The sequence below is a fragment of the Streptomyces sp. NPDC111516 genome, assembly GCF_055635345.1.
The window spans coordinates 908,424-932,774 of record NZ_JBVKBV010000001.1; the positions used below are offsets into that span (position 1 = coordinate 908,424).

The following is a 24,351-nucleotide window of genomic DNA, read 5'->3' on the forward strand; positions in this document are numbered from 1 at the left end:
GCTGGACGGAGCTTCACGGCTTTCCTCCGGTCACGATCGTTGCCATATTTTGGAGCGATTCACGCTCCCAGTACTGCGAGTGGGCAGGCATGAACCCATCCGTTCCCGGAAGCTTCCCGTCCGCAACGCTAAACGTCTGCCCTCCGAAGTCGTCAGAGGTGGGATCGTAGCCATAGAGGACGGAGTGGTCGTCGAAGAGCCTCATGTACGCCTTGGGATTGAGCGGTGCCAGCGTGCCTGCCGGCGGAGGGGCAAGATTGATGAGGTCGTTCTTCGCTGCGGCCACCCACACATGGTCGGCAGGGATGTGCAGGTCTTGCGCGTGGTTCACACCCACACCTGGGCTACCCACCATGATCGCGTTGTCGACCGGGAGATCGGGATGGTCACGCAGAGCTTCGCCAGTAACGAGCGACCCGTAACTGTGGCCGAGGACGGTTGAGTTCACGTTGCCACCGTGGACTGTGTCCACTCCGGTAAGGAAGTCGCTCAGTGGATCTTTTGCGGCGTCGGCGAATTTGGGGTCCATCGCGTCACTCAAGATGTTCTGCGGCGCGTCGTAGCCGAGCCACACGATCGACGCCGTCGTGTGAAGGGGGTCAGTCGTCGCGGCCTTGGCCTGCAGCAGCTCGCCACGTTGAATGGTTCCGTCGATGTCTGTCAACTTCGCGCCGGTGCCTGGCACATACGTTGTCACGTTGTCGGCCGTATCGGGATTCCCGATCGACATAATTACATGGCCGAGCTTCTTGTCGTCGAACCCCAGTAGGTAAGGACGAGCCGTTGAGTCACCGCTGTAGTTGTCGTATCGATCCTGGATCTTTTCCATAGCGCTGACGGTCTTGGTCAACTGGTCCTTGCGATCACCGTACTTGTTGTGCCAGGCCATCCACTCATCGGTGTAGACCTTGGACGGGGAGCCCCCGGAGGTGATGTACGTGTACTTTTTTGTCGGCTCTGGAGGAATCGAGTCCAGTTCCATCTGATACCGGCCGTGCGTTTCGGCGAGAATCGTGTGATTGGCCTCGTCGCGCACCTCCGATGGCAGCCCGTTCAGGGCACCGATTGTGTCAGGGTGGACAGCGAGGTACGCCGAGCGTTCCTCTTCACTGAGCGAATTCCACCACTCCGCATTCTGCTTCGGGGTGCCATGTTTCGGCGGTTCCGTGATGGAGTGAAGGTAGTTGTCTGCGGCCTTGACGACGCCTCGCGTGTCCGATTGGGCATCCACCCAGTCCCGGTCGGAGACCGTCATGTCGTCGTCTGCCACAAGGGCCTGCACCTTGGGAGCCCACTTCGTGTCGGCTTCCGTTGCTTCCTTCAACGCCTCGGCAATGCGGTCCGCGCACTCCTGTGCCAGGCGGTAGTGCGGATTGGGATCGAAGTTGGCCGCCTGCCGATTGAGTCCCTGGGCAGTGGGGTCGGTCTCGCCGGTCGCCTTGCCGCCAGGGGCGGGCGAAGGGGCGTCTCCCTTAGTGCCGGCCGGGTAGCTGACGGAGCCGTCGGAGTTCACCGTGAGCTGGCTGGCCTCCGCATCAGAGACCGCCGCGTCCAGCTTCCTCTTGGCCGCCTCGATGTCATACGCGAACCCATTGAGAGCGGCGCTGATCAGCCCGCATTCAGTCTGTGTGTAGTGGAAGTTCTCCACCAGCTTCTGGATGTGTTCGACCGCGGTGGTCGCGGCCGCACCCTTGAGCGTCTGATGCATGCCGGGGACGACGCGATTGGTCAGGTCGTCCATGGAAGCGCCAGCTCGGTCGCTCATCGCTCTGTAGCCGTCCGCAGCATCTGCGAATTCGGACGGCTTGAGCTTGCGCAGTGTCGCGAGGTCCATGGCTGCCGATCACCGGCTCCCCGAGTCGCCGCCGACGGCGGGCGTGTCCTTGTACTTGCTCTGGACCTTCTCGAACGCGGCCCTGACCTCGTCGTCGGTCAGCAGAAGATCGTGGCCCGTCTGATTCAGAACCCTTCTCAGCGCCCCGCATTTCTCGCTGAGGTCATGCGCATAACGTGCCCACGACGTGTGCACCTTGCTTTGCGCCGTCGCGGTCAGAAAGCCTTCGGTCTCGCCAAGGCCTTTCTGTCCGTCGTTCAACCGGGACAGCGCCTTGCCGAGCCCTTCGCGCTGGTCGCCAACGCCCTCGCCGGCCTTCGCCCAAGCGGCCTTGGTCGACTTCAGTCCGCCGGTGACGTCATTGTGGACGGGCCCGTAGCCTCCATCCGGCGAGGCGCTGTTGAGCTGCATGTGGGCCGGGCCACCGCGCGCTGCAGCCTCGGCTTTGAGCTGTTCCCACTCATCCCACGCCATGCGCGGTCTCCTCCCCGTGGCCCCGGTCTCCCGCCGGGAAGCTCCTCGCTGACGTTGCTGGTGCACACGTTACGAGATGATTGTTCTGTGTCTCGACCGTGTGACTACTCAAATCCGCGCCTGAGTATCTTTACCTAGCCCCGGTCAGGCCGAGCCCGACGCGCGGCTGGATTGTGCGCGTCTCATTCCGGTCGCCCGAATCCGTGCTGTTCCGAAGAGCCCGCGCTGTTCGGACCGTAGTTAGGCGGCTGCGGAATCTGCGGATTCGCATAGGCAACTTGGCTTGAAGTGTCTGGAGTGACCTATGAGGCCGCCGCTGCCCGTCGCCGTCGGCGAGTGAGAACGAGTGCCGCCCCAGCGCCTACGAGCACGACTACTCCGATGCCCAGGCCGATCCACAACGGTGTGCCGCTGTCTTCCTTCGCCGAACTCGCCGACGCACTCTGACCTGATTCCCCGCTTGCGCCCTTGGGAGCGGCAGGTGCGGTAGATGGAGTGCGCTCGCCTGTATAGGCAAGGTCGGGGAGCGGGTACTCGTCCGCGGGACCGGGATCACCCGGGTTGGTCAAAGCGACGCGGGGTCGCACGATCCCGTAGCCGATGGCGTCGGTTCGCTTGGAGCCGTCGACCGGGGCGCCAATGGTGTTGAGCATGACGCGCAGCACCTGGTTGTTGGTCCATTCCGGATGGGCGGACCAGATCAGTGCGGCACTGGCTGATGCAAGGGCGGTGGCATCGCTGGTGCCGTGCGAGTCACACAGGCCCGACTTGGCGACGCAGGCCGCAACCATCTCCTCCCCTGGAGCAGCCACGTCGACCTGTGGACCGTACGTCGACTCGTCTGTCTTGCGAAGGTCCTTGCCTACCGCTGCCACGCCGACCACTCCGGGAGTTGCTGCCGGGTACTGCACTTCGTTGCCGTCTGCCCCGCTGTTGCCGACGGCGGCGAAGATCAACGCCCCCTTGCCCAGGGCGTATTTCACAGCCTCGGCCAACTGCGGGGTGCCCACGGGCGAGCCCTGGGAGATGTTGATGACCTTGGCGCCCTGATCAGCCGCGTACCGGATCGCCTCGGCGGCGGCCTTGTTGAACCGCTTGTCTCCCTCGGCCTGGCTGGTCACGCCGGAGCGGGGCAGCCGGACAGGGAGAATCTCCGCGCCGGGGGCGAGGCCGTAGGCTCCGTTGCCGCCAGCGCGAGCGCCTGTTCCGGAGATCAGGCTGGCCATGATCGTGCCGTGACCGTCGTAGTCGCTCTGCTCATCGCCTTGTTCATCCGGAGCGAGGTTCCTTCCGTGCAGTACGCGGCCGTGCAAGTCGGGGTGGAGTGCCTTGACCCCTGTATCGATCACGGCCACGGTGACGCCCTTGCCGGTGCTGGTCTGCCACATCTGATCGGCCTTCATGGCATCCAGAAACCATTCCTGCTCGCGCACCGACTCCGCGTGCGCCGGGGTGCCAGCGGCTCCTACCAGCAGTAGTCCCAGAGCAGTGGCTACCGCTGCTGATCTGCGACGTGAGCGCGCGCGGGTGGTGAGCATAAGAGATCGGTCCGTTTTCTCCGAAGGGTCAGTCGATGGTCGGTGGAACGATACGACGCCGGTCCGGCAGCCAGGTCTCCTCGTCCTCGGAGGCACGGCCCGGGCGGTCGTTCCTGCGCTTGTCCTGCCGCCTGAGTGATGCTTGCGACGCAGGTGAGGCTGCGGGGTTGGCGGTGCGGGAATTGGCCGGGCGACTCGCCTCGGACGGCGTTCCGCCCGCGATTCCATCGCGCGAGGGCGTCGCGCTGCCAGGCACGGCACGGCCCACGACACCGGACCGCCGGGGCTGCGAAGGGTTCGACCCGACAACACCGCCGTTCTGCGCAGGGGAGCGCCGACCAGCGGAGGCTCCCTGCTGAGGCCCCAGCGGCCTCTGGCGCATGGCGGGTTGACCTGCACCCGTGGTCCTGCCCAGTGGGGTACGCGCGGTGCCCCCTTCGGCCCCGACGACAGTCCCCCGGTAGGACGTTGTCGGAGGCGTGCGTCCCCCCGAGGGGAGAGCGGGGCGACCTCCATAGATCCCGCTGGAGCTGCCCGGCGCGCGCCCGGGCATGGCCCCCGCGGGACCGCGCCCCGAGACCGGGGACGGGCGCCCTTGCACGTACCCGTTGCCGCCGGGCGCTCCTCGGCCGGACGTAGGCTCAGCCGTCGAGCCGAATTGCCGTCCGGTGACCGGATTCCTACCCGGAGCTGTCGCACCGGTCGCGGGCGTCCTCGTGGCGCCGCTTCCGAATCCACTGCGACCGCCGAGTCCCGTAGTCGTTGGCGGAAATGGCACCACTGGAGCCGACATACCGCCCGGGGCTGGGACGGAAACTGGAGGCGTGCTGCTCGTGGCACCTCGTGCGGGCTGGGCGGATTCGGGCAAAGTCGCTACGGAATCGACGTCCATGCGCGCGGGCAGGTTCGCGTCCGGGACCACTGGGGGCGCGGAAGCTCCAGTGGCGGCGTGGGACGAGGACAAGCTGCCTGAAGACTGTGCAGGGGTTTCGGCCGGGCCCACTGGGTGGCCTGCTCCTGAACTCGCGGGAGCTGTGACTCTCCTTGCGGGGAAGGCCTTTTCGGTGGCACTGCCGTGCGGCTTCGCTACCTCGGGCACGATCGCGTCCGGCGGCGGCGGAACCTTCGGCGGCTTCAACGCCGTCAGCCGCTCCGCCGACTGCTGGTATGCCTGACCCAGCTTGGTCATCTCGTCGGCCGCCTGCTGGCGCACGGCTTCCTTCTGCGCGGTCGCCTTGGCAAGGACGTCCGCCGCATCAGGGTCGTTCGGGGCAGACTTCGCCGCATCGATATTGGCCTGCGCGCCACTGTCATCACGCGGGATGGACGACTTCGTACGGGCAATCGCGTCGGCGGCGTGGGAGAGGGAGTTCCCCGAGTCAGCGCTGTAGTCGGCGATGCGCAGCGTGGCGTTGGCCAAGTCCCCGCCCCAGGCGCGGAAGGAGTCGGCACCCTGCCCCTTCCACTCCACATACTGCGGGCGGGTCTTCAGCTCTTCCGCGATCTTCTCGATCTCCTTGGCCGCGGCCAGGAGCTTGTCCGCGCCCGCCTGAACGATGGCGGGGTTGGCCCTGTCGAGCCAGGCCAGCATCTCCTCGTGGGACATGTCGGCGAACGGGTCGTTGCCCATCAGATCGCTCCCGCTGTCTCGCCGCCCGAGTCCTCCGGCGTCGGCTGCGCGTTCTGCCCGCGTTGCTCGTCGGCGGACTGGTGCTTGGGCAGATCGGGGACGTACTTCCCGCCGAAGTTCTTCGTCGTCTCCGCGGAAATGACGTGCAGCCGGTCGCGCACGTCCGCGTCCACGTTCTCGTAACCCTTGTGCGAGGCGAGCACCGCGAGGCCCATGCCCTCGATGGAGTCAGAGAGCAGCTTGGACAGCTTCTCCAACTCGCCGATCACCTTCTCGTGCGCGTTACCCATCGCATCGGCTGCACTCCAGGCACCCGCGCCACCCCCGAAGTGCGTACGCGTGGGCTGATCCGTGCCGACTTGGTGGGCGCTGGCCGGTGACTCTTTGAGGTCTCGGATGAGCTCAGCGATGCGCTTCTGGAACTTCGTGAACGACGAAAGCTCCGTCATCACGTCCGCGGCGGCATCCTTGGCCGATTCGAAGACGCCCGACACCCACGAGCCGCTGTCCCCCGTGGCCACATGCCCTCCCTCAAACACATCTGCGGCGCTACAGCCAACTACCGTGACATTAGTAGCGAACCGCCGACGATGCCTGAGTAGGCATACCTAGGCCACGCCCAAGCACTGGGATTGGTGTGAAGCGAGCGGTTCCGGCGCGCGCACTCCCCTGCCTTCGCCTTCGCGCACCCGCGCCATCCGCGCACAACAACCGAGAGGCGCCCGGAGCCTGCACTCCGAGCGCCTCTCGCCCGCCGCCTAAACCCACTCCACTGCAGAGACGACTTTCTTGGCTTCCCGAGGAGCCGGGAGCGACCCTCGTCTCGCTGGGCGCTGCCCGTGTCCACGCTCCCTCGTCCCGAGCGCCCGGGGGACCTGCACGCGCTCCGCCTCGGTCATGGCCGCACGTCGCTCAGCCATCCCCCGGACGGCAGCGCCACCACTACGGCTTCTTGACGCTGAGCGGCAGGAGCTTCTTGCCGGTCGGGCCGATCTGGATGCTGGTGTCCATCTGCGGGCAGACGCCGCAGTCGAAGCACGGCGTCCAGCGGCAGTCCTCGACCTCGGTCTCGTCGAGCGAGTCCTGCCAGTCCTCCCAGAGCCAGTCCTTGTCGAGACCGGAGTCCAGGTGGTCCCAGGGCAGGACCTCCTCGTACGTCCGCTCCCGGGTGGTGTACCAGTCGACGTCCACGCCGTACTCGGGCAGCGTCTTCTCGGCGGCGGTCATCCAGCGGTCGTAGCTGAAGTGCTCGCGCCAGCCGTCGAAACGGCCGCCGGACTCGTAGACCGCGCGGATGACGGACCCGACGCGGCGGTCGCCGCGTGAGAGCAGACCCTCGACGATGCCGGGCTTGCCGTCGTGGTAGCGGAAGCCGATGGAGCGGCCGTACTTCTTGTCGCCGCGGATCTTGTCGCGGAGCTTGGCCAGCCGGGCGTCGGTCTCCTCGGCGCCGAGCTGCGGGGCCCACTGGAACGGCGTGTGCGGCTTGGGCACGAAGCCGCCGATGGAGACGGTGCAGCGGATGTCGTTCTGGCCGGAGACCTCGCGGCCCTTGGCGATCACATTGACCGCCATGTCGCCGATCTGGAGGACGTCCTCGTCGGTCTCGGTGGGCAGACCGCACATGAAGTACAGCTTCACCTGGCGCCAGCCGTTGCCGTACGCGGTGGCGACGGTACGGATGAGGTCCTCTTCCGAGACCATCTTGTTGATGACCTTGCGCATCCGCTCGGAGCCGCCCTCGGGGGCGAAGGTGAGCCCGGAGCGGCGGCCGTTGCGGGTCAGCTCGTTGGCCAGGTCCACATTGAACGCGTCGACGCGGGTGGAGGGCAGCGAGAGGCCGATCTTGTCCTCGGTGTACCGGTCGGCGAGGCCCTTGGCGATGTCGCCGATCTCGGAGTGGTCCGCGGAGGAGAGCGAGAGCAGGCCGACCTCTTCGAAGCCGGTCGCCTTGAGACCCTTCTCGACCATCTCGCCGATGCCGGTGATGCTTCGCTCCCGCACGGGGCGCGTGATCATGCCGGCCTGGCAGAAACGGCAGCCGCGGGTGCAGCCGCGGAAGATCTCGACGGACATCCGCTCGTGGACGGTCTCGGCGAGGGGCACGAGGGGCTGCTTCGGGTACGGCCACTCGTCGAGGTCCATCACGGTGTGCTTGGACACCCGCCACGGCACGCCCGACTTGTTGGGTACGACACGGCCGATGCGCCCGTCCGGGAGGTACTCGACGTCGTAGAAGCCCGGGACGTAGACGCCGCCGGTCTTCGCGAGCCGGAACAGCACCTCTTCGCGGCCGCCGGGGCGGCCCTCGGCCTTCCAGGCGCGGATGATCTCGGTGATCTCCAGGACGGCCTGCTCGCCGTCGCCGATGACCGCGCAGTCGATGAACTCCGCGATGGGCTCGGGGTTGAACGCCGCATGGCCGCCGGCCAGCACGATCGGGTCGTCGACGGTGCGGTCCGCGGCGTTCAGCGGGATGCCCGCGAGGTCCAGGGCGGTGAGCATGTTGGTGTAGCCGAGCTCGGTGGAGAAGCTCAGCCCGAAGACGTCGAACGCCTTGACCGGGCGGTGGCTGTCCACGGTGAACTGCGGGACCTGGTGCTCGCGCATCAGCTCTTCGAGGTCCGGCCACACGCTGTAGGTGCGCTCGGCGAGGACGCCCTGGCGCTCGTTGAGCACCTCGTACAGGATCATGACGCCCTGGTTGGGCAGTCCGACCTCGTACGCGTCCGGGTACATCAGCGCCCAGCGGACGTCGCATTCGTCCCACGGCTTGACGGTGGAGTTCAGCTCACCGCCGACGTACTGGATGGGCTTCTGCACATGCGGGAGCAGAGCTTCGAGCTGTGGGAAGACCGAATCGACAGACATCGCGAACTTTCGAGAGCCGGCAAGGGTGACCATCAAGCGTACCCCGGTGCTCAGCCTTCCAGCGCCGCCCGCAACCGCGGCCGCGACGCCCGCTTCCACACCTTTGGCAGCTCCCGTTCCCCGGCGGCGGCACTCGCCTCCTCCCGCCCGTACAGCAGTCCCCAGGTGAACGCCGACTCCCCCGCCGCGTGTGCCTGGACGGCCAGGGTGCGCAGGGCGTCGCGGGCCACCACGCTGTCCTGGTGGTCGCCGAGGAGGGTCTGGAGGGCCTTCATCCGTTCGGCGAACCGCTTGGCCGGCTTCCCGAGCGCGGACCGGGCCGCCTCCGCCGCGTAGCGGGCGCGCTTGGCCGCCTTGCGGGCGTCGTGCATGGCGAGATTCCGGTCCTCGCCGGGCGGGAGTTCCAGGGCGCGGCCGACGCGGGCCGCGAGGCGCTCGTACTCCTTCAGTACGGCGCGGGGCAGTGCGCGGTCGGGGGCGCTGGACGCGGCGGGCAGCAGCGGCGGGGCGTCCAGCAGGGCGTCGAGGCTGTCCAGGAGTGCCAGGTACCGCGTTCCGTCGAGTACGCCGACGGTCCGGCTCCGGGAGCCGCCCCGGCCGGCCACCGACCAGATCTGGAGCCTGCTGCGGACGGGGCCGAGCATCAGGGTGCGGGGCACGTCGTCGAAGCGGGCGCGCAGCCGGGCGTCGAGGACTTCCTGGTCACGGTCGATACCGAGCTCGGCGGCCAGCCACTTCAGCTCGTCGCCGACCGGGTCGGTGACGCCACGATCGAGGATCTTCCGGAAGGTCCGCAGCGCGCTGCGGAGTCTGCGGGTGGCGACCCGCATCTGGTGCACGGAGTCGGGGAGGTCACGGCGTACGGCGGGGTCGAGGGCGACGATCGCCTCGGTCTGGTGGCGGATGTACGTGAGGACGTGGTCGCCCGCGGTGGGGGGCGCCCCCTTCCGGCCGGGGGCCTTCTTCGGCTTCGGCGCGGTCTCGGCGAGCGCCCTGGCCAGTTTGGACGGGGCGGCGGACGGGCGGACTCCGGCCTTGCGCAGCCTCCGCTCGACGGCGTCGAGGAAGGCGGGATCGCCGTCGTCGGCGAGTTCGACCTCGATCTCCGTCCAGGCGGCCGTACCGCTGCCGCCGGTCAGCCGTTCGGCCCGCACGGTGTCGGTGCTGACCTCGGCGAGCAGCGCGTCCTCGGCGTCGAGGAGGTGGTGGACGTCGCGGGCGGAGCGCAGCCGGACGACGGGGACGAGCTCCCTGTCCCGGACCCGGGAGCGGAGCAGCCCGGCGAGGGAGGGCGGCAGGGTGTCGGAGAGCGGTTCGCGCAGCTCGTCCCGGATGCCGGAGGCGACCGGGAATTTGAGGTGCCACCCGGCGTCGCTCCCGCCGGTGCGGCGGCGCAGGGTGAGGGAGTCCGCCGCGAGCCGGAGGCCCTCGGTGTCGTAGTAGACGGCGTCGAGTTCGGTGACGCCGCGGTGGTCGACGGCCGAGACCCCGGCCACCCGGCTCAGGTCGGGGAGCCGGGTTTCCGCGGTGGCTTCGTACTTCCGCTCGATCTCACGCTTCGAGTCCGCCATGAACCGAATCTAGACGTGTTGTACGCGAATGGGCAGTGCTCACGCATCGGCTCACGCGCTTATCGGCCGTTGCACCCTGATCGACTGGAGCAGTCCGACGGCCACCCAGACGGCGAACATCGAGGATCCTCCGTACGACACGAACGGCAGTGGCAGCCCGGCGACCGGCATGATGCCGAGCGTCATCCCGATGTTCTCGAAGGCCTGGAAGGCGAACCACGCGATGATTCCGGCGGCGACGATCGTGCCGTACAGCTCGGTCGTCTCGCGGGCGATCCGGCAGGCGCGCCACAGGACGATGCCGAGCAGGACGAGGATCAGCCCGGCGCCGAGGAAGCCGAGCTCCTCGCCGGCGACGGTGAAGACGAAGTCGGTCTGCTGCTCGGGGACGAACTGGCCGGTGGTCTGGGTGCCGTGGAAGAGGCCTGTTCCGGTGAGGCCGCCGGAGCCGATCGCGATGCGGGCCTGGTTGGTGTTGTAGCCGACGCCCGCCGGGTCGAGCGCGGGGTTGGCGAAGGCGGCGAAGCGGGCGATCTGGTACTCGTCGAGCAGGCCGAGCTGCCAGACCGCGATCGCGCCGGCCACGCCCGCGCCGAGCAGGCCGAAGATCCAGCGGTTCGACGCGCCGGAGGCGAGGAGCACGCCGAGCACGATGACGGCCATGACCATCACGGAGCCGAGGTCCGGCATCCCCATGACGACCGCCATCGGCACGGCCGCCAGGCCCAGCGCCTTGGCGACGGTCCGGTGGTCGGGGTGGAGCTGGTCGCCCGCGTCGACGCGCTCGGCGAGCAGCATCGCCATGATCAGGATGATGGTGATCTTGGTGAACTCGGACGGCTGGAGCGAGAAGCCGCCACCGATGACGATCCAGGCGTGGGCTCCGTTGATGGTGGCGCCGAGCGGGGTGAGGACCGCCAGTACGAGGATCACCGAGAGGCCGTAGAGGATCGGGACGGCGCCGCGCAGGGTGCGGTGGCCGAGCCAGATCGTGCCGATCATCAGAGCGAAGCCGATGCCGGTGTTCAGGACGTGCCGGAAGAGGAAGTAGTACGGGTCGCCGTGGGTGAGCGAGTCGCGGCCCCGGGTCGCCGAGTAGACCAGCAGCGAGCCGATGAAGGAGAGCGCGATCGCGGACCCCAGCAGCGGCCAGTCGAGTTTGCGCACGACGGAGCCGCGGGCGATGAGTTTGCCCCAGGCCGAGCGCTCGGGGGCGTACCGGGAGACGGAGAAGCCGGCCATCAGTCGCGCCTCCCCAGGACCGCGGCGAGGGTCTGCTCCTCGGGGGTCTTCTGCGAGGCGGGGTTGTACGGCTTGATCTCCGGGGCGTCGATCGTGCCGTCCTGCTGGATCTTCGGCAGGGACTTCTGCGGGGTGGGCAGCAGCGCCTTCTTCAGGTCCTGCTTGCCGGAGTCGTCGAGGCCGTAGAGGGCGTCGTAGATGTTGCGCACGGCGGGCCCGGACGCACCGGAACCCGTGCCGCCCTGAGAGATCGTCATGACGACCGAGTAGTCCTTGGTGTACGTGGCGAACCAGGAGGTCGTCTGCTTGCCGTAGACCTCGGCCGTACCCGTCTTGGCGTGCATCGGGATCTTGCCCTGCGGCCAGCCGCCGAATCGCCAGGCGGCGGTGCCGCGGGTCGCGACGCCCGCCAGCGCCTCCTCCATCTGCTTCAGGGTCTTGGCGCTGGCCGGCAGCTTGCCGTGCGAATGGGGCTCGACCATGCGGACGTTCTTGCCGTCGGGGCTGATGATCGCCTTGCCGACGGTCGGGTCGTAGAGCGTGCCGCCGTTGCTGATCGCGGCGTAGATGGTCGCCATCTGGATCGGGGTGACGAGGGTGTCGCCCTGGCCGATGGAGTAGTTGATCGCGTCATAGGCGTGCAGCTTCATGCCCTCGAGGCAGTTCTCATGGGCGAGCACGGTGCCGAAGTCCTTCTTCTTGGGCCATTGCTTGCCCTGTTCGCACCAGGCGTCCTTGTTGGCCTTCCAGAAGTCCTTCTTCCACTGGCGGTCGGGGACGCGGCCGGTGACCTCGTTGGGGAGGTCGATGCCGGTCTCCTTGCCGAGACCGAACTGGTGGGCGGTCTTGAAGAACCAGTCCTTGGCGTTCTTCTTGGGCTTCAGCCCGCCGTCCTTCTGCCACTGCTGGTGGCCGAGGGCGTAGAAGACGGTGTCGCAGGAGACCTCGAGCGCCTGGCCCAGGGTGATCGGGCCGTGGCTCTGCGATTCGAAGTTCATGTAGGTCTGGCCGTCGGCGGTGTACGAACTGCCGCAGTTGTAGTGACCGTCGAACGGGTAGCCCGCCTTGACGGAGGCCGCGGTCGAGACGACCTTGAAGATCGACCCCGGTGCGGCCTGGCCCTGGATGGCCCGGTTGAGCAGCGGATAGTTGGACTTCTTGCTGGTCATCCGGGCGTAGTCCTTGCCCGAGATGCCGCCGACCCAGGCGTTGGGGTCGTAGTCGGGGTTGGACGCCATCGCGACGACCCGGCCGGTCTTGGCCTCCATGACGACGACGGCGCCGGAGTCGGCCTTGTAGTTCTCGCCGGTGTTCTTGTCGAACGACTGACGGGCCGTCTTCATGGCCTCGTTGAGCTCGTACTCGGCGACGGCCTGGACTCGGGCGTCGATGGAGGTGATGACGCTGGAGCCGGGCTCCGCCTCGTCGTTCTTCGCCTGGCCGATGACCCGGCCGAGGTTGTCGACCTCGTAGCGGGTGACACCGGCCTTGCCGCGCAGTTCCTTGTCGTAGGTGCGCTCCAGGCCGGAGCGGCCGACCTGGTCGGAACGGAGGTACGGCGAGTCGGTGTCCTGGGCCTTGATGATCTCTTTGTCAGTGACGGGCGAGAGATAGCCGAGGACTTGGGCGGTGTTGGCCTTGCCGGGTGCGGCGTAGCGGCGTACGGCGGTGGGTTCGGCGGTGATGCCGGGGAAGTCCTCGGCGCGTTCACGGATCGTGAGGGCCTGCTGGGTGGTGGCCTCGTCGGTGACCGGGATCGGCTGGTACGGCGAACCGTTCCAGCAGGGCTGCGGGGTCTTCGCGTCGCAGAGCCGGACCTTGTCGAAAACTTCCTGGGGCTTCATGCCGAGGACACCGGCGAGCCGGGTCAGGACGCTCTTGCCGTCGTCCTTCGCCTTCAACAGCTCGGTGCGGCTGGCGGAGACGACCAGTCGGGTCTCGTTGTCGGCGAGCGGCACGCCGCGCGCGTCAAGGATGGAGCCGCGGACGGCGGGCTGGACGACCTGCTGGACGTGGTTGTTCCTCGCCTCGTCGCTGTACTCCTTGCCGTTGCGGATCTGGAGGTACCAGAGGCGCCCGCCGAGGGTGAGCAGCAGGGAGAGGACGAGGACCTGGATGACGACGAGTCGGATCTGGACCCGCTGGGTCCGGCCGGTCTCGGGGATGTTGCTCACGGGGCGCCCCCGGTGGTGGTCGGGCCGGAGGTGCGGGGGTTGTCCCCGCTGTGGTGCGGCCTCACAGTCGCTTGACTCCCTTGATCCGTCCGGCGCGTGCCGCGCGGTTTCGGGAGGCCTTGGCGCGCAGTCCGCCGCGCTGGCCGCCGATCCGCAGTCCGGTGCCGGAGGCCAGCCAGCCAGCGGCGACGTCGCCGCTGGACGCGTCGGCGACCGGATCGTTCACCGTGCGTCTGGCGATCGCCATGATCAGCGGCACGACGAACGGTGCGAGGAGCAGGTCGTAGACGGCGGCGGTGAACAGCAGGCTGCCCAGGCCCACGTGACGGGCCGCCGTGTCTCCGACGAGCGCGCCGACGAGCGCGTACAGCAGGGTCGAGCCGATCGCCGCGGCGACGACCCCGACCATCGGGACGGCCGCCGACTTGAGCGGCCCGGTCTCCGGCTTGGCCAGTCCGGCGAAATAGCCGATGACGCACAGGACCAGCGCGTAGCGCCCGGCGGCGTGGTCGGCGGGCGGCGCCAGGTCCGCGAGGAGTCCCGCGCCGAAGCCGATGAGGGCGCCGCTGACATGCCCGTACACGAAGGCGAGAGAGAGGACGACGAGGAGGAGCAGGTCGGGCACGGCGCCGGGGAGCTGGAGCCGGGCGAGGACGGAGACCTGGACGACGAGGGCGACGACGACCAGGAAGACGGAGAGCAGAGTCCGGTTCAAGCGCATGGGGATCAGCTCTACCTCTGCTCGTTTACCGCGGTGTCGGCGTTCGGACTGCTGCTGGGGTCCGGGCTCTCGTGGATGTTCCCGACGACGTTGCCTCCGGTGTCGACGATGTCGCCGTTGGGAGAGATCGTCACGGTGACGGTCGGGGTGGGCTTGGGCTTGGCGGGTTTGGCGGGCGCCTTGGGCAGGACCATGTCGCGGGGGTCCTCGCGCGGCGCCTGCACGACGACGCCGACGATGTCGAGCTTGGTGAACCCGACGTACGGACGGACGTAGACGGTACGGGTCAGGCCACCGCCGGACGGGTCGACGCGGACGACCTCGCCCACCGGGACGCCGGGCACGAACGGCTTGTCCTTGCTGGAACCGAAGGTGACCAGGCGGTCGCCCTTCTTCACCGTGGCCTTGCCGTTGAGGAACTGGACGGACAGCGGCTGGGAGCCCTGGCCGGTGGCGAAGCCCAGTTCGTCGGTCTTCTCCATACGGGTGCCGACGGTGAAGTCGGGGTCGTTGGCCAGGAGCACCGTGGCGGTGTCCGGGCCGACGGTGGTGACCCGGCCGACCAGTCCGTCGCCGTTGATGACGGTCATGTCGCGCTTGATGCCGTCGTCGGAGCCGGCGTCGATGGTGACCGTCCAGGAGAAGCCCTGGGCCGCTCCTATGGCGACGACCTCGGCGGCCTTGATGCCGTACTGTCCGGCGGCCGACTTCTTCAGCATCCGGTCCAGCTCGCGCACCCGGTTGCGGTTCTGGTCGTCGCTGCCGAGCTTCGTCTTCAGCGCGGTGTTCTGCTGCTCCAGTTCAGCGATCCGGTTGTGCCGGGTGCCGGAGTCGCGTACCGCTCCTATGGCGTTGCCCACCGGGTCGACGGCTGCCGCCACGCCGTTCTCGACCGGCCCGAAGACCGTGGCGGCGGCCCGCCGGGCGCCGTCCACCGGTGACTCCTCGCCGCCCCGGATGTCCACCGTGATCAATGCGAATGCGATGGCGATCAGCAGCACCAGGAGCAGCCGGCTCTCTCGTGTGTCCCTCACGTGCGGCGGCCGTGCCTTCCTCGTCGGAATGTTCGTGCCTGTATATCAACGATCGACCGTACGGAGCGGCAGCGGTCCGCGCAGCAGACCACTGTGTTGTCCGTCCGCGGGCCGGGCCCGCCGTCTACCGGCGGGGCTGGGCGTCCAGCACCTGCTGGAGTGCCTCGAACTCCTCGACGCACTTGCCGGATCCGAGCGCCACCGAGTCCAGCGGGTCCTCGGCGATGTGGATCGGCATGCCGGTCTCACGGCGCAGCCGCTCGTCCAGCCCGCGCAGCAGCGCACCGCCGCCGGTGAGGACGATGCCGCGGTCCATGACGTCGCCGGAGAGCTCCGGCGGGCACTTGTCGAGCGTGGTCTTCACGGCGTCGACGATCGCGTTGACCGGCTCCTCGATGGCCTTGCGGACCTCGCCGGCCGAGATGACCACGGTCTTGGGCAGCCCGGAGACCAGGTCGCGGCCGCGGATCTCGGTGTGCTCGTCCTTGTCCAGGTCGTACGCCGAGCCGATCGTGATCTTGATCTGTTCGGCGGAGCGCTCACCGAGAAGGAGCGAGTACTCCTTCTTGATGTGCTGGATGATCGCGTTGTCCAGTTCGTCACCGGCGACCCGGATCGACTGGGCGGTGACGATTCCGCCGAGCGAGATGACCGCGACCTCGGTGGTGCCGCCGCCGATGTCGACGACCATGTTGCCGGTGGCCTCGTGAACCGGCAGTCCGGAGCCGATGGCCGCCGCCATGGGCTCCTCGATGATGTGCACCTGGCGCGCGCCGGCCTGCGTCGACGCCTCGATGACGGCGCGTCGCTCGACGCCGGTGATGCCGGAGGGCACGCAGACGACGACCCGCGGGCGGGCCAGGTAGCGGCGCTTGTGAATCTTCAGGATGAAGTAGCGGAGCATCCGCTCGGTGATCTCGAAGTCGGCGATCACGCCGTCCTTCAGGGGCCGTACGGCAACGATGTTGCCCGGTGTACGCCCGATCATCTTCTTGGCCTCGGAGCCGACCGCCAGGATGCCGCCGGTGTTGGTGTTGATGGCCACGACGGACGGCTCGTTCAGAACGATGCCGCGCCCCCTGACGTACACCAGCGTGTTGGCAGTCCCGAGGTCGATAGCCATGTCACGGCCGATGAACGACATTGAGTTCCCCTTGTTCCCCATGAGGATGCGTCGGGCCTTCCGAGAAAGCGATGATGGCTTGTTCTGGTCGGCGAGCTGAGCGCTGCGGGCGTGGAAGATTCCATCGTAGTGCCGTGTGCACGGACACTGCGCGAGGGTCCTTCGCCTTTGTAGGCGGAACGGGTGGCCGTTCCACTCATGGTGACGTTACGTCGGAGTGATGCGTTCCCGCGATCCGGGACCCTATGCCGAAGGGCGACCGAATTAATTCGGTCGCCCCAGGTCATGAGCGCTGTTCGGCTGATCCGAAGTCAGAAGAGTCCCGGAAAGAAAAGCTTCAGTTCCCGCTCTGCGGACTCCTCGGAGTCCGAGGCGTGGATGAGGTTCTCGCGGGTGATCGTGCCGAAGTCACCACGGATGGAGCCGGGCGCGGCGGCGATCGGGTCGGTGGGGCCGGCCAGCGTACGGATGCCCTCGATGACCCGCTCGCCCTCGGCGACCAGCGCCACGACCGGGCCGGACTGCATGAACTCGACGAGCGGCTCGTAGAACGGGCGGCCGACGTGCTCGGCGTAGTGCTGCTCCAGCGTGGCGCGGTCGAGGGTGCGCAGCTCCAGCGCGGTGATCCGCCAGTCGGCCTTGCGCTCGATCCGCCCGACGATCTCGCCGACCAGTCCGCGCCGGACCGCGTCGGGCTTGAGCAGGACGAGGGTGCGCTGGGTCATGGTGTGCGGCTCCTTGCAGGCATGCGGGTGCGGTGAAGCGAGGCTACAGGGGTACGGGAACGGGCCTGCGGCCGGGTTTGGCCGCGGGGCGCGGGATCAGCCACCGGCCGGGGCCTCGGCGGCCTCCTCCGCGGCCGCCCAGCGGGCCTTCGCCTCGTCGATCTTGCGGCCGTAGTGCACCGAGGCCCACCACAGGGCGCCGAAGATCAGGCCGAGGATGAACATCATCGGGACGACGAAGCCGCTCAGCACCAGGGCGATCTGCAGCGCCCAGCCGAGCTGTATCCCGCCGGGGCGGGTGATCATCCCGCAGAGCAGTACGGAGAGCAGCATGCCGATGCCGCACACCGTCCAGACCGTGGTGTTCGAGAGGTCGTCGGACTTCATCGCGACGAGTCCGGCGAAGCCGATCACGAAGAACTCGCCGATCAGCGTCGATGCACAGAGCGTACGCACGTCGGTCAGTGCCTTCCCAGGAGCAGTCGGGCCTCGCCGACCGTGATCACGGAACCGGTCACCAGGACGCCGGCGCCCGCGTACTCGTCCTCTTCCTCGGCGAGGGTGATCGCCGCCTCCAGCGCGTCGTCGAGGCGCGGCTCGACCTGGACGCGGTCGCCGCCGAAGACCTCGACCGCGACGGCGGCCAGTTCGTCGGCGTCCATCGCGCGGCCGCTGGAGTTCTGGGTGATGACGACCTCGGCGAAGATCGGCTCGAAGGCTTCGAGGAGCCCCTTGACGTCCTTGTCGTCGCTGGCGCCGACCACACCGATCAGCCGGGAGAAGCCGAACGCCTCGGAGAGCCCGTCAGCGGTGGCGCGGGCGCCCGCCGGGTTGTGGGCCGCGTCCAGGACGACGGTCGGGCTGGAGCGGACCACTTCGAGACGGCCCGGCGAGACCACCGAGGCGAAGGCCTGGCGGACCGTGTCGATGTCGAGCGCACCGGGCTGCTCGGCGCCGATCCCGAAGAACGCCTCCACGGCGCAGAGGGCCACCGCCGCGTTGTGCGCCTGGTGGGCGCCGTACAGCGGGAGGAAGACCTCCGAGTACTCGCCGCCGAGGCCGCGCAGCGTCAGCAACTGGCCGCCGACGGCGATCTCGCGGGAGACGACGCCGAACTCCATGCCTTCGCGGGCGACCGTGGCGTCGACCTCGACGGCCTTCTTCAGCATGACCTGCGCGGCGTCGACGGGCTGCTGCGCCAGGATGACCGTGGCGTCCTGCTTGATGATCCCGGCCTTCTCGCCGGCGATCTCGGCGGGCGTACTACCGAGCCGGTCGGTGTGGTCCAGCGAGATGGGGGTGACGACGGCGACCGAGGCGTCGATGACGTTCGTCGCGTCCCAGCTGCCGCCCATGCCGACCTCCACGACGGCGACGTCGACCGGCGCGTCGGCGAACGCCGCGTACGCCATGCCCGTCAGCACCTCGAAGAAGGAGAGCCGGTAGGGCTGCTGGGCGTCGACCATTTCCACGTACGGCTTGATGTCCTGGTACGCCTCGATGAACCGCTCGGGGTCCATCGGCGAGCCGTCCAGGCTGATCCGCTCGGTGATCGACTGGACGTGCGGCGAGGTGTAACGGCCGGTCCGCAGGTCGAAGGCGCCGAGCAGGGCTTCGATCATGCGGGCCGTGCTCGTCTTGCCGTTGGTCCCGGTGATGTGGATCGAGGGGTAGGCGCGCTGCGGTTCGCCGAGCACGTCCATCAGCGCGGCGATGCGCGTGACGGACGGCTCCAGCTTGGTCTCGCCCCAGCGCCCTGCGAGCTCCTGCTCCACGGCACGCAACGCCTTGTCCACCTCGGGATCGGCGGGGCGGGCGGGGGCGTCCTGACCCTGCGGCGGCCCCGAGCGGGTGCGCAGCGTGCGGCTCCCGGCCTCGATCACCGCCAGGTCGGGGTCGCGCTGGGTCGCTTCGTCGACGATCTCCGCGAAGGTGTCGTCGGGATCGGAGGCGTCGTGCCGGTCGGAAGGGCGGGGCTCACTCACGAGGCCAGTCTACGGATGAGCACGGACATCGTGCGCAGCGCCCGGTGACACCGGAGTCCGGCTTCGGGCGCGGGACGGGCGAAGCCCCCGTATCTCCCGGCAGCGGGGGTACGGGGGCCTCGCCGTCAGCGGGTGATCAGCCCTTCGGCAGGTTCGCCAGCTGGTTGGTGATCCGCTCGATGTCCGCCTCGGCCTTGGCGAGCCGGCCGCGGATCTTGTCGACCACGTTGTCCGGGGCCTTGCCGAGGAACGCCTCGTTGGAGAGCTTGCCGTTGGCCTGGGCCTTCTCCTTCTCGGCGGCGCCCAGGTCCTTCGTCAGGCGCTTGCGCTCGGCCGCGACGTCGATCGTGCCGGACAGGTCGAGGGCGACCGTGGCCCCGGCGACCGGCAGCGACGCGGTGGCGTGGAAGCCGTCGCCGGCCGGCTGCAGGCGCAGCACCTGGCGGATGGCCGCCTCGTGCGGGGCGAGCGCGGTGCCGGTCAGGCCGAGCTCGGCCGGGACCTTCTGACCGGGCTGCAGGCCCTGGTCGGAGCGGAACCGGCGGACCTCGGTGACGACCTGTTGGACGAGCGCGATCTCCTGCTCGGCGGCGTCGTCGCGGAAGCCGCCCGGGGCATCGGCCCCGGGAACGGACACAGCGGCCGGCCAGTCGGCGATGACGACGGACTCCTTGCCGGTGAGCGTGGTCCAGAGCGTCTCGGTGACGAACGGGACGACCGGGTGCAGCAGACGCAGCATCACATCGAGGACCTCGCCGAGGACCCGGCCGGAGACCTTGGCCTGCTCACCGCCGGCGAAGAACGTGGTCTTGGACAGCTCGACGTACCAGTCGAAGACCTCGTCCCACGCGAAGTGGTAGAGCGCCTCGCTGAGCTTGGCGAACTGGAAGTCGTCGTAGAACGCGTCGACTTCGGCGACCGTCTTGTTGAGCCGCGACAGGATCCACCGGTCGGTCACCGACAACTGCTCGGCGGGCGGCAGTTCACCCTCGACGGTGGCGCCGTTCATCAGCGCGAACCGCGTCGCGTTCCAGATCTTGTTGGCGAAGTTCCGGGAGCCCTGGACCCAGTCCTCGCCGATCGGGACGTCGACACCCGGGTTGGCGCCGCGTGCCAGCGTGAAGCGCAGCGCGTCGGAGCCGTACTTGTCCATCCAGTCCAGCGGGTTGACGACGTTGCCGAAGGACTTCGACATCTTCTTGCCGTGCTCGTCGCGGACCATGCCGTGCAGGACGATGGTGTGGAACGGCGGGACGCCGTCGTTGACGTACAGGCCGAACATCATCATCCGGGCGACCCAGAAGAAGAGGATGTCGTAGCCGGTGACCAGGACGGAGTTCGGGTAGAACTTCGCGAGGCTGTCGGTCCGCTCCGGCCAGCCGAGCGTGGAGAACGGCCACAGGCCGGAGGAGAACCAGGTGTCCAGGACGTCGTGGTCCTGCGTCCAGCCCTCGCCCGTGGGGGCCTCGTCGTCCGGTCCGACGCAGACGACCTCGCCGTTCGGGCCGTACCAGACGGGGATGCGGTGACCCCACCAGAGCTGGCGCGAGATCGTCCAGTCGTGGAGGTTGTCGACCCAGTCGAAGTAGCGCTTCTCCATCTCCTGCGGGTGGATCTTGACCTTGCCGTCGCGGACGGCGTCACCGGCCGCCTTGGCGAGCGGGGCGACCTTGACCCACCACTGGAGCGACAGCCGCGGCTCGACGGTGGTCTTGCAGCGCGAGCAGTGGCCGACGGAGTGGATGTACGGGCGCTTCTCGGTGACGATCCGGCCCTCGGCGCGCAGTGCGCCGACGATCGCGGACCGGGCCTCCAGGCGGTCGAGTCCCTCGAACGGGCCGGGGACGGTGATGACGGCGCGCTCGTCCATGACCGTGAGGAACGGCAGGTCGTGGCGCTTGCCGATCTCGAAGTCGTTCGGGTCGTGGGCGGGCGTGACCTTCACGGCACCGGTGCCGAACTCCGGGTCGACGTGGTGGTCGGCGACGACGGGGATCGTACGGTCGGTCAGCGGCAGCTTGATCTGCCTGCCGACGAGGTGCTTGTAGCGCTCGTCGTCGGGGTGGACGGCGACCGCGGTGTCACCGAGCATCGTCTCGGCGCGGGTCGTGGCGACGACGATGGTGTCGTCGCCCTCCCCGTACGTCATGGAGACGAGCTCGCCGTCGTCGTCCTGGTACTCGACCTCGATGTCCGAGATCGCGGTCAGGCAGCGCGGGCACCAGTTGATGATGCGCTCGGCGCGGTAGATCAGCCCGTCGTCGTACATCTGCTTGAAGACGGTCTGGACGGCGGTGGACAGACCCTCGTCCATGGTGAAGCGCTCACGGGACCAGGCGACGCCCTCGCCGAGGCGGCGCATCTGTCCGGAGATCTGGCCGCCGGACTCGTTCTTCCACTGCCAGACGCGCTCGACGAACGCCTCGCGGCCCAGGTCGTGGCGGGACTTGCCCTCCTTGCCGAGCTCGCGCTCGACGACGTTCTGGGTGGCGATGCCGGCGTGGTCCATGCCGGGCTGGTACAGCGCCTCGAAGCCCTGCATGCGCTTGCGGCGGACGAGGGCGTCGATCAGCGTGTGCTCGAAGGCATGCCCCAGGTGCAGGCTGCCCGTGACGTTCGGCGGCGGGATGACGATGGAGTACGGCGGCTTCTCGCTGTGCTCGTCGGCCTCGAAGTAACCACGTTCTACCCAGCGCTCATACAGCTTCCCCTCTACCTCGGCCGGTGCGTACTGGGTCGGCAGTTCGGGGTTGCTGGCTGGCGTCTGCTGAGGGTTCTCGGTCACGGGGGACAGTTTAGGGCCGTCACAGTCGTGCATTGAAACGGGATTGTTGAGTAACGGTGTGACTCCCGGTGGTCCACGCGGGTGGACCTTCCGTCAGGATGTTCGGAACGCATAAGCATTCCGATGAGCACTTCCGAACAGGGGACACCGCAGATGAGCCACAACCAGCCGGGCCCGTACGGCGGCCAGCCTCCGCAGGGCCAGCCCGGACCGTACGGCCAGCAGCCGCCCCAGGGCCAGCCCGGACCGTACGGTGGCCAGCCGCCCCAGGGCCAGCCCGGCCCGTACGGCCAGCAGCCCGGACCGTACGGTCAGCAGCCGCCGCAGGGCCAGCCCGGTTACGGGTACCCGCAGCAGGCCCCGCAGGGTGTCCCGCCGCAGGGCCAGCCCGGCTACGGCTACCCCCAGGCCCAGCAGCCCGGCCCGTACGGCCAGCAGCCGCCCACGCCCCCGTACGGCGGCCCGCAGTACGGCGGCCAGATGCCGATGCCCCCGGCTCAGCCGAAGAAGAAGACCGGTCTGATCATCGGCGGTGCGGTCGTGGCGTTGGCGGTCATCGCGGGCGGGGTGTACCTCCTGACGTCGGGCGGGGGCAGTTCGGTCGCCGACGACGGCAAGACGTACAAGCTGACGACGCCGGAGACAGTGCTCGACGGCGCGTACAAGAAGAGCCCCAGTCAGGGGGACGAGGACAAGATGACGGCGAAGGACGTCAAGGAGGCCGAGGGCTGGGGGGTGCACAACGCCAAGGGCGCCGGGGCCAGTTACACCTCCGGCGAGGCGGCCACCCAGAAAATGCTGTCGTTCAACGGCGTCTACGGTGACATCGAGGACCCCGAGAAGGTCGTCGACGCCATGTTCGCCAAGATGAAGTCCGAGGCTGCGAAGGACCCGGACCCCGAGGACAGGACCAAGAGCGAGTTCGTCGGCAGCCCGAAGGCCTTCACCCCGGCCGGGTTCGAGAACGGTGTCCTGAAGTGCCAGGAAGCGAAAGTCACGGACATCAGCAGCACCGGGGGCGGTAAGGAAACCACCATGCCCTTCTGCATCTGGGGCGACCACAGCACCGTGGTGTACGTCATGGACCTGGACATGGCGGGCATGATGACCGGCAAGAGCATCTCCCTGGACGACGCAGCCAACGATGCGGCCAAGCTCCGCAACGACGTCCGCGTCGAGGTCAAGTAGCACACACGGAACGACGGAAGGGGCGCCCCGCCAGTTCAACCGGCCGGGCGCCCCTTCCGTTCGGGTTCACATACCGCTACCGCTACGCGGACTTCTCGTGCCGCCCGTCGTCGCCCTTGCCGATCGTGCGCGGTTCGCGCGGGACCAGCGTCGGGTTCACGTTGTTGCGGACGACGTCCGCCGTGATGACGACGCGGGCGACGTCCTTGCGGGACGGCACCTCGTACATCACGGACTGGAGGACCTCCTCCATGATGGCCCGCAGGCCACGCGCCCCGGTGCCGCGCAGGATCGCCTGGTCGGCGATGGCCTCCAGGGCCGGGCGGTCGAAGTCCAGCTCGACACCGTCGAGTTCGAACAGTCGTTGATACTGCTTCACCAGCGCGTTGCGCGGCTCGACGAGGATCTGCAGCAGTGCCTCGCGGTCCAGGTTGTGGACCGAGGTGAGGACGGGCAGCCGGCCGATGAACTCCGGGATCATCCCGAACTTCACCAGGTCCTCCGGCATGACCTCCTGGAACTGGTCGCTCGCCTCGATCTCGCGCTTGGAACGGATCGTCGCGCCGAAGCCGATGCCCTTGGCACCCGCCCGCGACTCGATGATCTTCTCCAGCCCGGAGAAGGCACCGCCCACGATGAACAGCACGTTCGTCGTGTCGATCTGGATGAATTCCTGGTGCGGGTGCTTCCGGCCGCCCTGCGGCGGTACGGAGGCGGTGGTGCCCTCCAGGATCTTCAACAGGGCCTGCTGGACACCCTCGCCGGAGACATCGCGGGTGATCGACGGGTTCTCGCTCTTGCGGGCGACCTTGTCGATCTCGTCGATGTAGATGATCCCGGTCTCGGCCTTCTTGACGTCGTAGTCCGCGGCCTGGATCAGCTTCAGCAGGATGTTCTCGACGTCCTCGCCGACATAGCCGGCCTCCGTCAGCGCCGTCGCGTCGGCGATGGCGAACGGGACGTTGAGCATACGGGCCAGGGTCTGCGCGAGCAGCGTCTTGCCGGAGCCCGTGGGGCCCAGCAGCAGGATGTTGGACTTGGCCAGTTCGATGCCGTCGTCCCGGCCCTGGGCGCCGCCGTTCTCGCCCGCCTGGACCCGCTTGTAGTGGTTGTACACAGCGACCGAGAGGGCCTTCTTCGCGGGCTCCTGCCCGACGACGTACCCCTCGAGGAACTCGTAGATCTCGCGCGGCTTGGGGAGTTCCTCCCACCGCACCTCGGAGGTCTCCGCGAGCTCCTCCTCGATGATCTCGTTGCAGAGATCGATGCACTCGTCGCAGATGTACACACCGGGTCCCGCGATGAGCTTCTTCACCTGCTTCTGGCTCTTTCCGCAGAACGAGCACTTGAGCAGATCGCCGCCATCACCGATGCGTGCCACGAGGTGCTTCCCCTTCGCCTGGGAGCAGCCTGGTTCAGCGGCTCCTGGTGCCTCTATCCGACGGTACCTTGCCTT

The 24,351-nt window shown here is 68.2% G+C and carries 18 protein-coding genes; 2 read left to right on the plus strand and 16 right to left on the minus strand.

Annotated features, from left to right (window positions below):
* Nucleotides 1-13: 13 nt before the first annotated feature.
* From ACZ7L9_RS04265 to mycP, 3 genes are all read right to left on the minus strand, one after another.
* Nucleotides 14-1,834, minus strand: a complete 1,821-nt coding sequence (locus ACZ7L9_RS04265) for an alpha/beta hydrolase (protein ID WP_471412347.1) — start codon at nucleotides 1,832-1,834, stop codon at nucleotides 14-16.
* 9 nt (nucleotides 1,835-1,843) lie between these two features.
* Entirely contained in the window at nucleotides 1,844-2,308 is a 465-nt protein-coding gene (locus ACZ7L9_RS04270) for a hypothetical protein (protein ID WP_471412348.1), read from the minus strand.
* Nucleotides 2,309-2,610: 302 nt separating this feature from the next.
* The gene (gene mycP / locus ACZ7L9_RS04275) at nucleotides 2,611-3,741 is read right to left on the minus strand and encodes a type VII secretion-associated serine protease mycosin (RefSeq protein ID WP_471412350.1); all 1,131 of its coding nucleotides are present in this window, start codon (nucleotides 3,739-3,741) and stop codon (nucleotides 2,611-2,613) included.
* Between the two features lie 1,139 nt (nucleotides 3,742-4,880).
* Between mycP and ACZ7L9_RS04280 the strand changes: the two genes are divergently transcribed.
* Complete coding sequence (locus ACZ7L9_RS04280; RefSeq protein ID WP_471412352.1) at nucleotides 4,881-5,021, plus strand: hypothetical protein; 141 nt, start codon at nucleotides 4,881-4,883, stop codon at nucleotides 5,019-5,021.
* Between the two features lie 454 nt (nucleotides 5,022-5,475).
* On the opposite strand, the gene ACZ7L9_RS04285 is transcribed toward ACZ7L9_RS04280, so the two are convergent.
* From ACZ7L9_RS04285 to ACZ7L9_RS04340, 12 genes are all read right to left on the minus strand, one after another.
* Entirely contained in the window at nucleotides 5,476-5,997 is a 522-nt protein-coding gene (locus ACZ7L9_RS04285) for a hypothetical protein (protein WP_471412353.1), read from the minus strand.
* A 421-nt stretch (nucleotides 5,998-6,418) separates the two neighbouring features.
* A complete protein-coding gene (locus ACZ7L9_RS04290) occupies nucleotides 6,419-8,347 on the minus strand; it encodes a TIGR03960 family B12-binding radical SAM protein (RefSeq protein ID WP_471412355.1) in 1,929 nt (642 codons plus the stop codon).
* A gap of 50 nt (nucleotides 8,348-8,397) precedes the next feature.
* On the minus strand, nucleotides 8,398-9,918 hold the full coding sequence (locus ACZ7L9_RS04295) for a CYTH and CHAD domain-containing protein (RefSeq protein ID WP_471412357.1): 1,521 nt from the start codon (nucleotides 9,916-9,918) through the stop codon (nucleotides 8,398-8,400).
* Nucleotides 9,919-9,969: 51 nt separating this feature from the next.
* Nucleotides 9,970-11,160 carry a rod shape-determining protein RodA gene (gene rodA, locus ACZ7L9_RS04300; protein WP_471412359.1) on the minus strand — a complete coding sequence of 397 codons (1,191 nt, stop codon included), beginning with the start codon at nucleotides 11,158-11,160 and terminating at the stop codon, nucleotides 9,970-9,972.
* Nucleotides 11,160-13,334 carry a penicillin-binding protein 2 gene (mrdA, locus tag ACZ7L9_RS04305; RefSeq protein ID WP_471412360.1) on the minus strand — a complete coding sequence of 725 codons (2,175 nt, stop codon included), beginning with the start codon at nucleotides 13,332-13,334 and terminating at the stop codon, nucleotides 11,160-11,162. Before mrdA ends, rodA begins: the two co-directional genes overlap by 1 nt.
* A 61-nt stretch (nucleotides 13,335-13,395) precedes the next feature.
* On the minus strand, nucleotides 13,396-14,055 hold the full coding sequence (gene mreD / locus ACZ7L9_RS04310; RefSeq protein ID WP_471412362.1) for a rod shape-determining protein MreD: 660 nt from the start codon (nucleotides 14,053-14,055) through the stop codon (nucleotides 13,396-13,398).
* Nucleotides 14,056-14,066: 11 nt separating this feature from the next.
* Complete coding sequence (gene mreC, locus ACZ7L9_RS04315) at nucleotides 14,067-15,089, minus strand: rod shape-determining protein MreC (protein WP_471412364.1); 1,023 nt, start codon at nucleotides 15,087-15,089, stop codon at nucleotides 14,067-14,069.
* A 124-nt stretch (nucleotides 15,090-15,213) separates the two neighbouring features.
* Complete coding sequence (locus tag ACZ7L9_RS04320; protein WP_266746179.1) at nucleotides 15,214-16,233, minus strand: rod shape-determining protein; 1,020 nt, start codon at nucleotides 16,231-16,233, stop codon at nucleotides 15,214-15,216.
* A gap of 290 nt (nucleotides 16,234-16,523) precedes the next feature.
* On the minus strand, nucleotides 16,524-16,937 hold the full coding sequence (gene ndk, locus ACZ7L9_RS04325; RefSeq protein WP_384457142.1) for a nucleoside-diphosphate kinase: 414 nt from the start codon (nucleotides 16,935-16,937) through the stop codon (nucleotides 16,524-16,526).
* A gap of 96 nt (nucleotides 16,938-17,033) precedes the next feature.
* Entirely contained in the window at nucleotides 17,034-17,393 is a 360-nt protein-coding gene (locus ACZ7L9_RS04330) for a DUF4233 domain-containing protein (RefSeq protein ID WP_471412366.1), read from the minus strand.
* A gap of 5 nt (nucleotides 17,394-17,398) precedes the next feature.
* The gene (folC, locus tag ACZ7L9_RS04335; protein ID WP_471412368.1) at nucleotides 17,399-18,922 is read right to left on the minus strand and encodes a bifunctional tetrahydrofolate synthase/dihydrofolate synthase; all 1,524 of its coding nucleotides are present in this window, start codon (nucleotides 18,920-18,922) and stop codon (nucleotides 17,399-17,401) included.
* 136 nt (nucleotides 18,923-19,058) lie between these two features.
* The gene (locus tag ACZ7L9_RS04340; RefSeq protein ID WP_471412369.1) at nucleotides 19,059-21,707 is read right to left on the minus strand and encodes a valine--tRNA ligase; all 2,649 of its coding nucleotides are present in this window, start codon (nucleotides 21,705-21,707) and stop codon (nucleotides 19,059-19,061) included.
* A 153-nt stretch (nucleotides 21,708-21,860) separates the two neighbouring features.
* On the opposite strand from ACZ7L9_RS04340, the gene ACZ7L9_RS04345 reads away from it, so the two are divergent.
* A complete protein-coding gene (locus tag ACZ7L9_RS04345) occupies nucleotides 21,861-22,895 on the plus strand; it encodes a hypothetical protein (protein ID WP_471412782.1) in 1,035 nt (344 codons plus the stop codon).
* An 82-nt stretch (nucleotides 22,896-22,977) separates the two neighbouring features.
* On the opposite strand, the gene clpX is transcribed toward ACZ7L9_RS04345, so the two are convergent.
* A complete protein-coding gene (gene clpX, locus ACZ7L9_RS04350) occupies nucleotides 22,978-24,276 on the minus strand; it encodes an ATP-dependent Clp protease ATP-binding subunit ClpX (protein ID WP_471412371.1) in 1,299 nt (432 codons plus the stop codon).
* Nucleotides 24,277-24,351 lie beyond the last annotated feature (75 nt).

What these genes read in the sequence shown, in the direction of transcription:
- ACZ7L9_RS04265 (WP_471412347.1), bottom strand. Translation starts at nt 1,834, where the DNA reads ATGGACCTCGCGACACTGCGCAAGCTCAAGCCGTCCGAATTCGCAGAT.
- ACZ7L9_RS04270 (WP_471412348.1), bottom strand. Translation starts at nt 2,308, where the DNA reads ATGGCGTGGGATGAGTGGGAACAGCTCAAAGCCGAGGCTGCAGCGCGC.
- ACZ7L9_RS04290 (WP_471412355.1), bottom strand. Translation starts at nt 8,347, where the DNA reads ATGTCTGTCGATTCGGTCTTCCCACAGCTCGAAGCTCTGCTCCCGCAT.
- ACZ7L9_RS04295 (WP_471412357.1), bottom strand. Translation starts at nt 9,918, where the DNA reads ATGGCGGACTCGAAGCGTGAGATCGAGCGGAAGTACGAAGCCACCGCG.
- rodA (WP_471412359.1), bottom strand. Translation starts at nt 11,160, where the DNA reads ATGGCCGGCTTCTCCGTCTCCCGGTACGCCCCCGAGCGCTCGGCCTGG.
- mreD (WP_471412362.1), bottom strand. Translation starts at nt 14,055, where the DNA reads ATGCGCTTGAACCGGACTCTGCTCTCCGTCTTCCTGGTCGTCGTCGCC.
- ACZ7L9_RS04320 (WP_266746179.1), bottom strand. Translation starts at nt 16,233, where the DNA reads ATGTCGTTCATCGGCCGTGACATGGCTATCGACCTCGGGACTGCCAAC.
- ndk (WP_384457142.1), bottom strand. Translation starts at nt 16,937, where the DNA reads ATGACCCAGCGCACCCTCGTCCTGCTCAAGCCCGACGCGGTCCGGCGC.
- ACZ7L9_RS04345 (WP_471412782.1), top strand. Translation starts at nt 21,861, where the DNA reads ATGAGCCACAACCAGCCGGGCCCGTACGGCGGCCAGCCTCCGCAGGGC.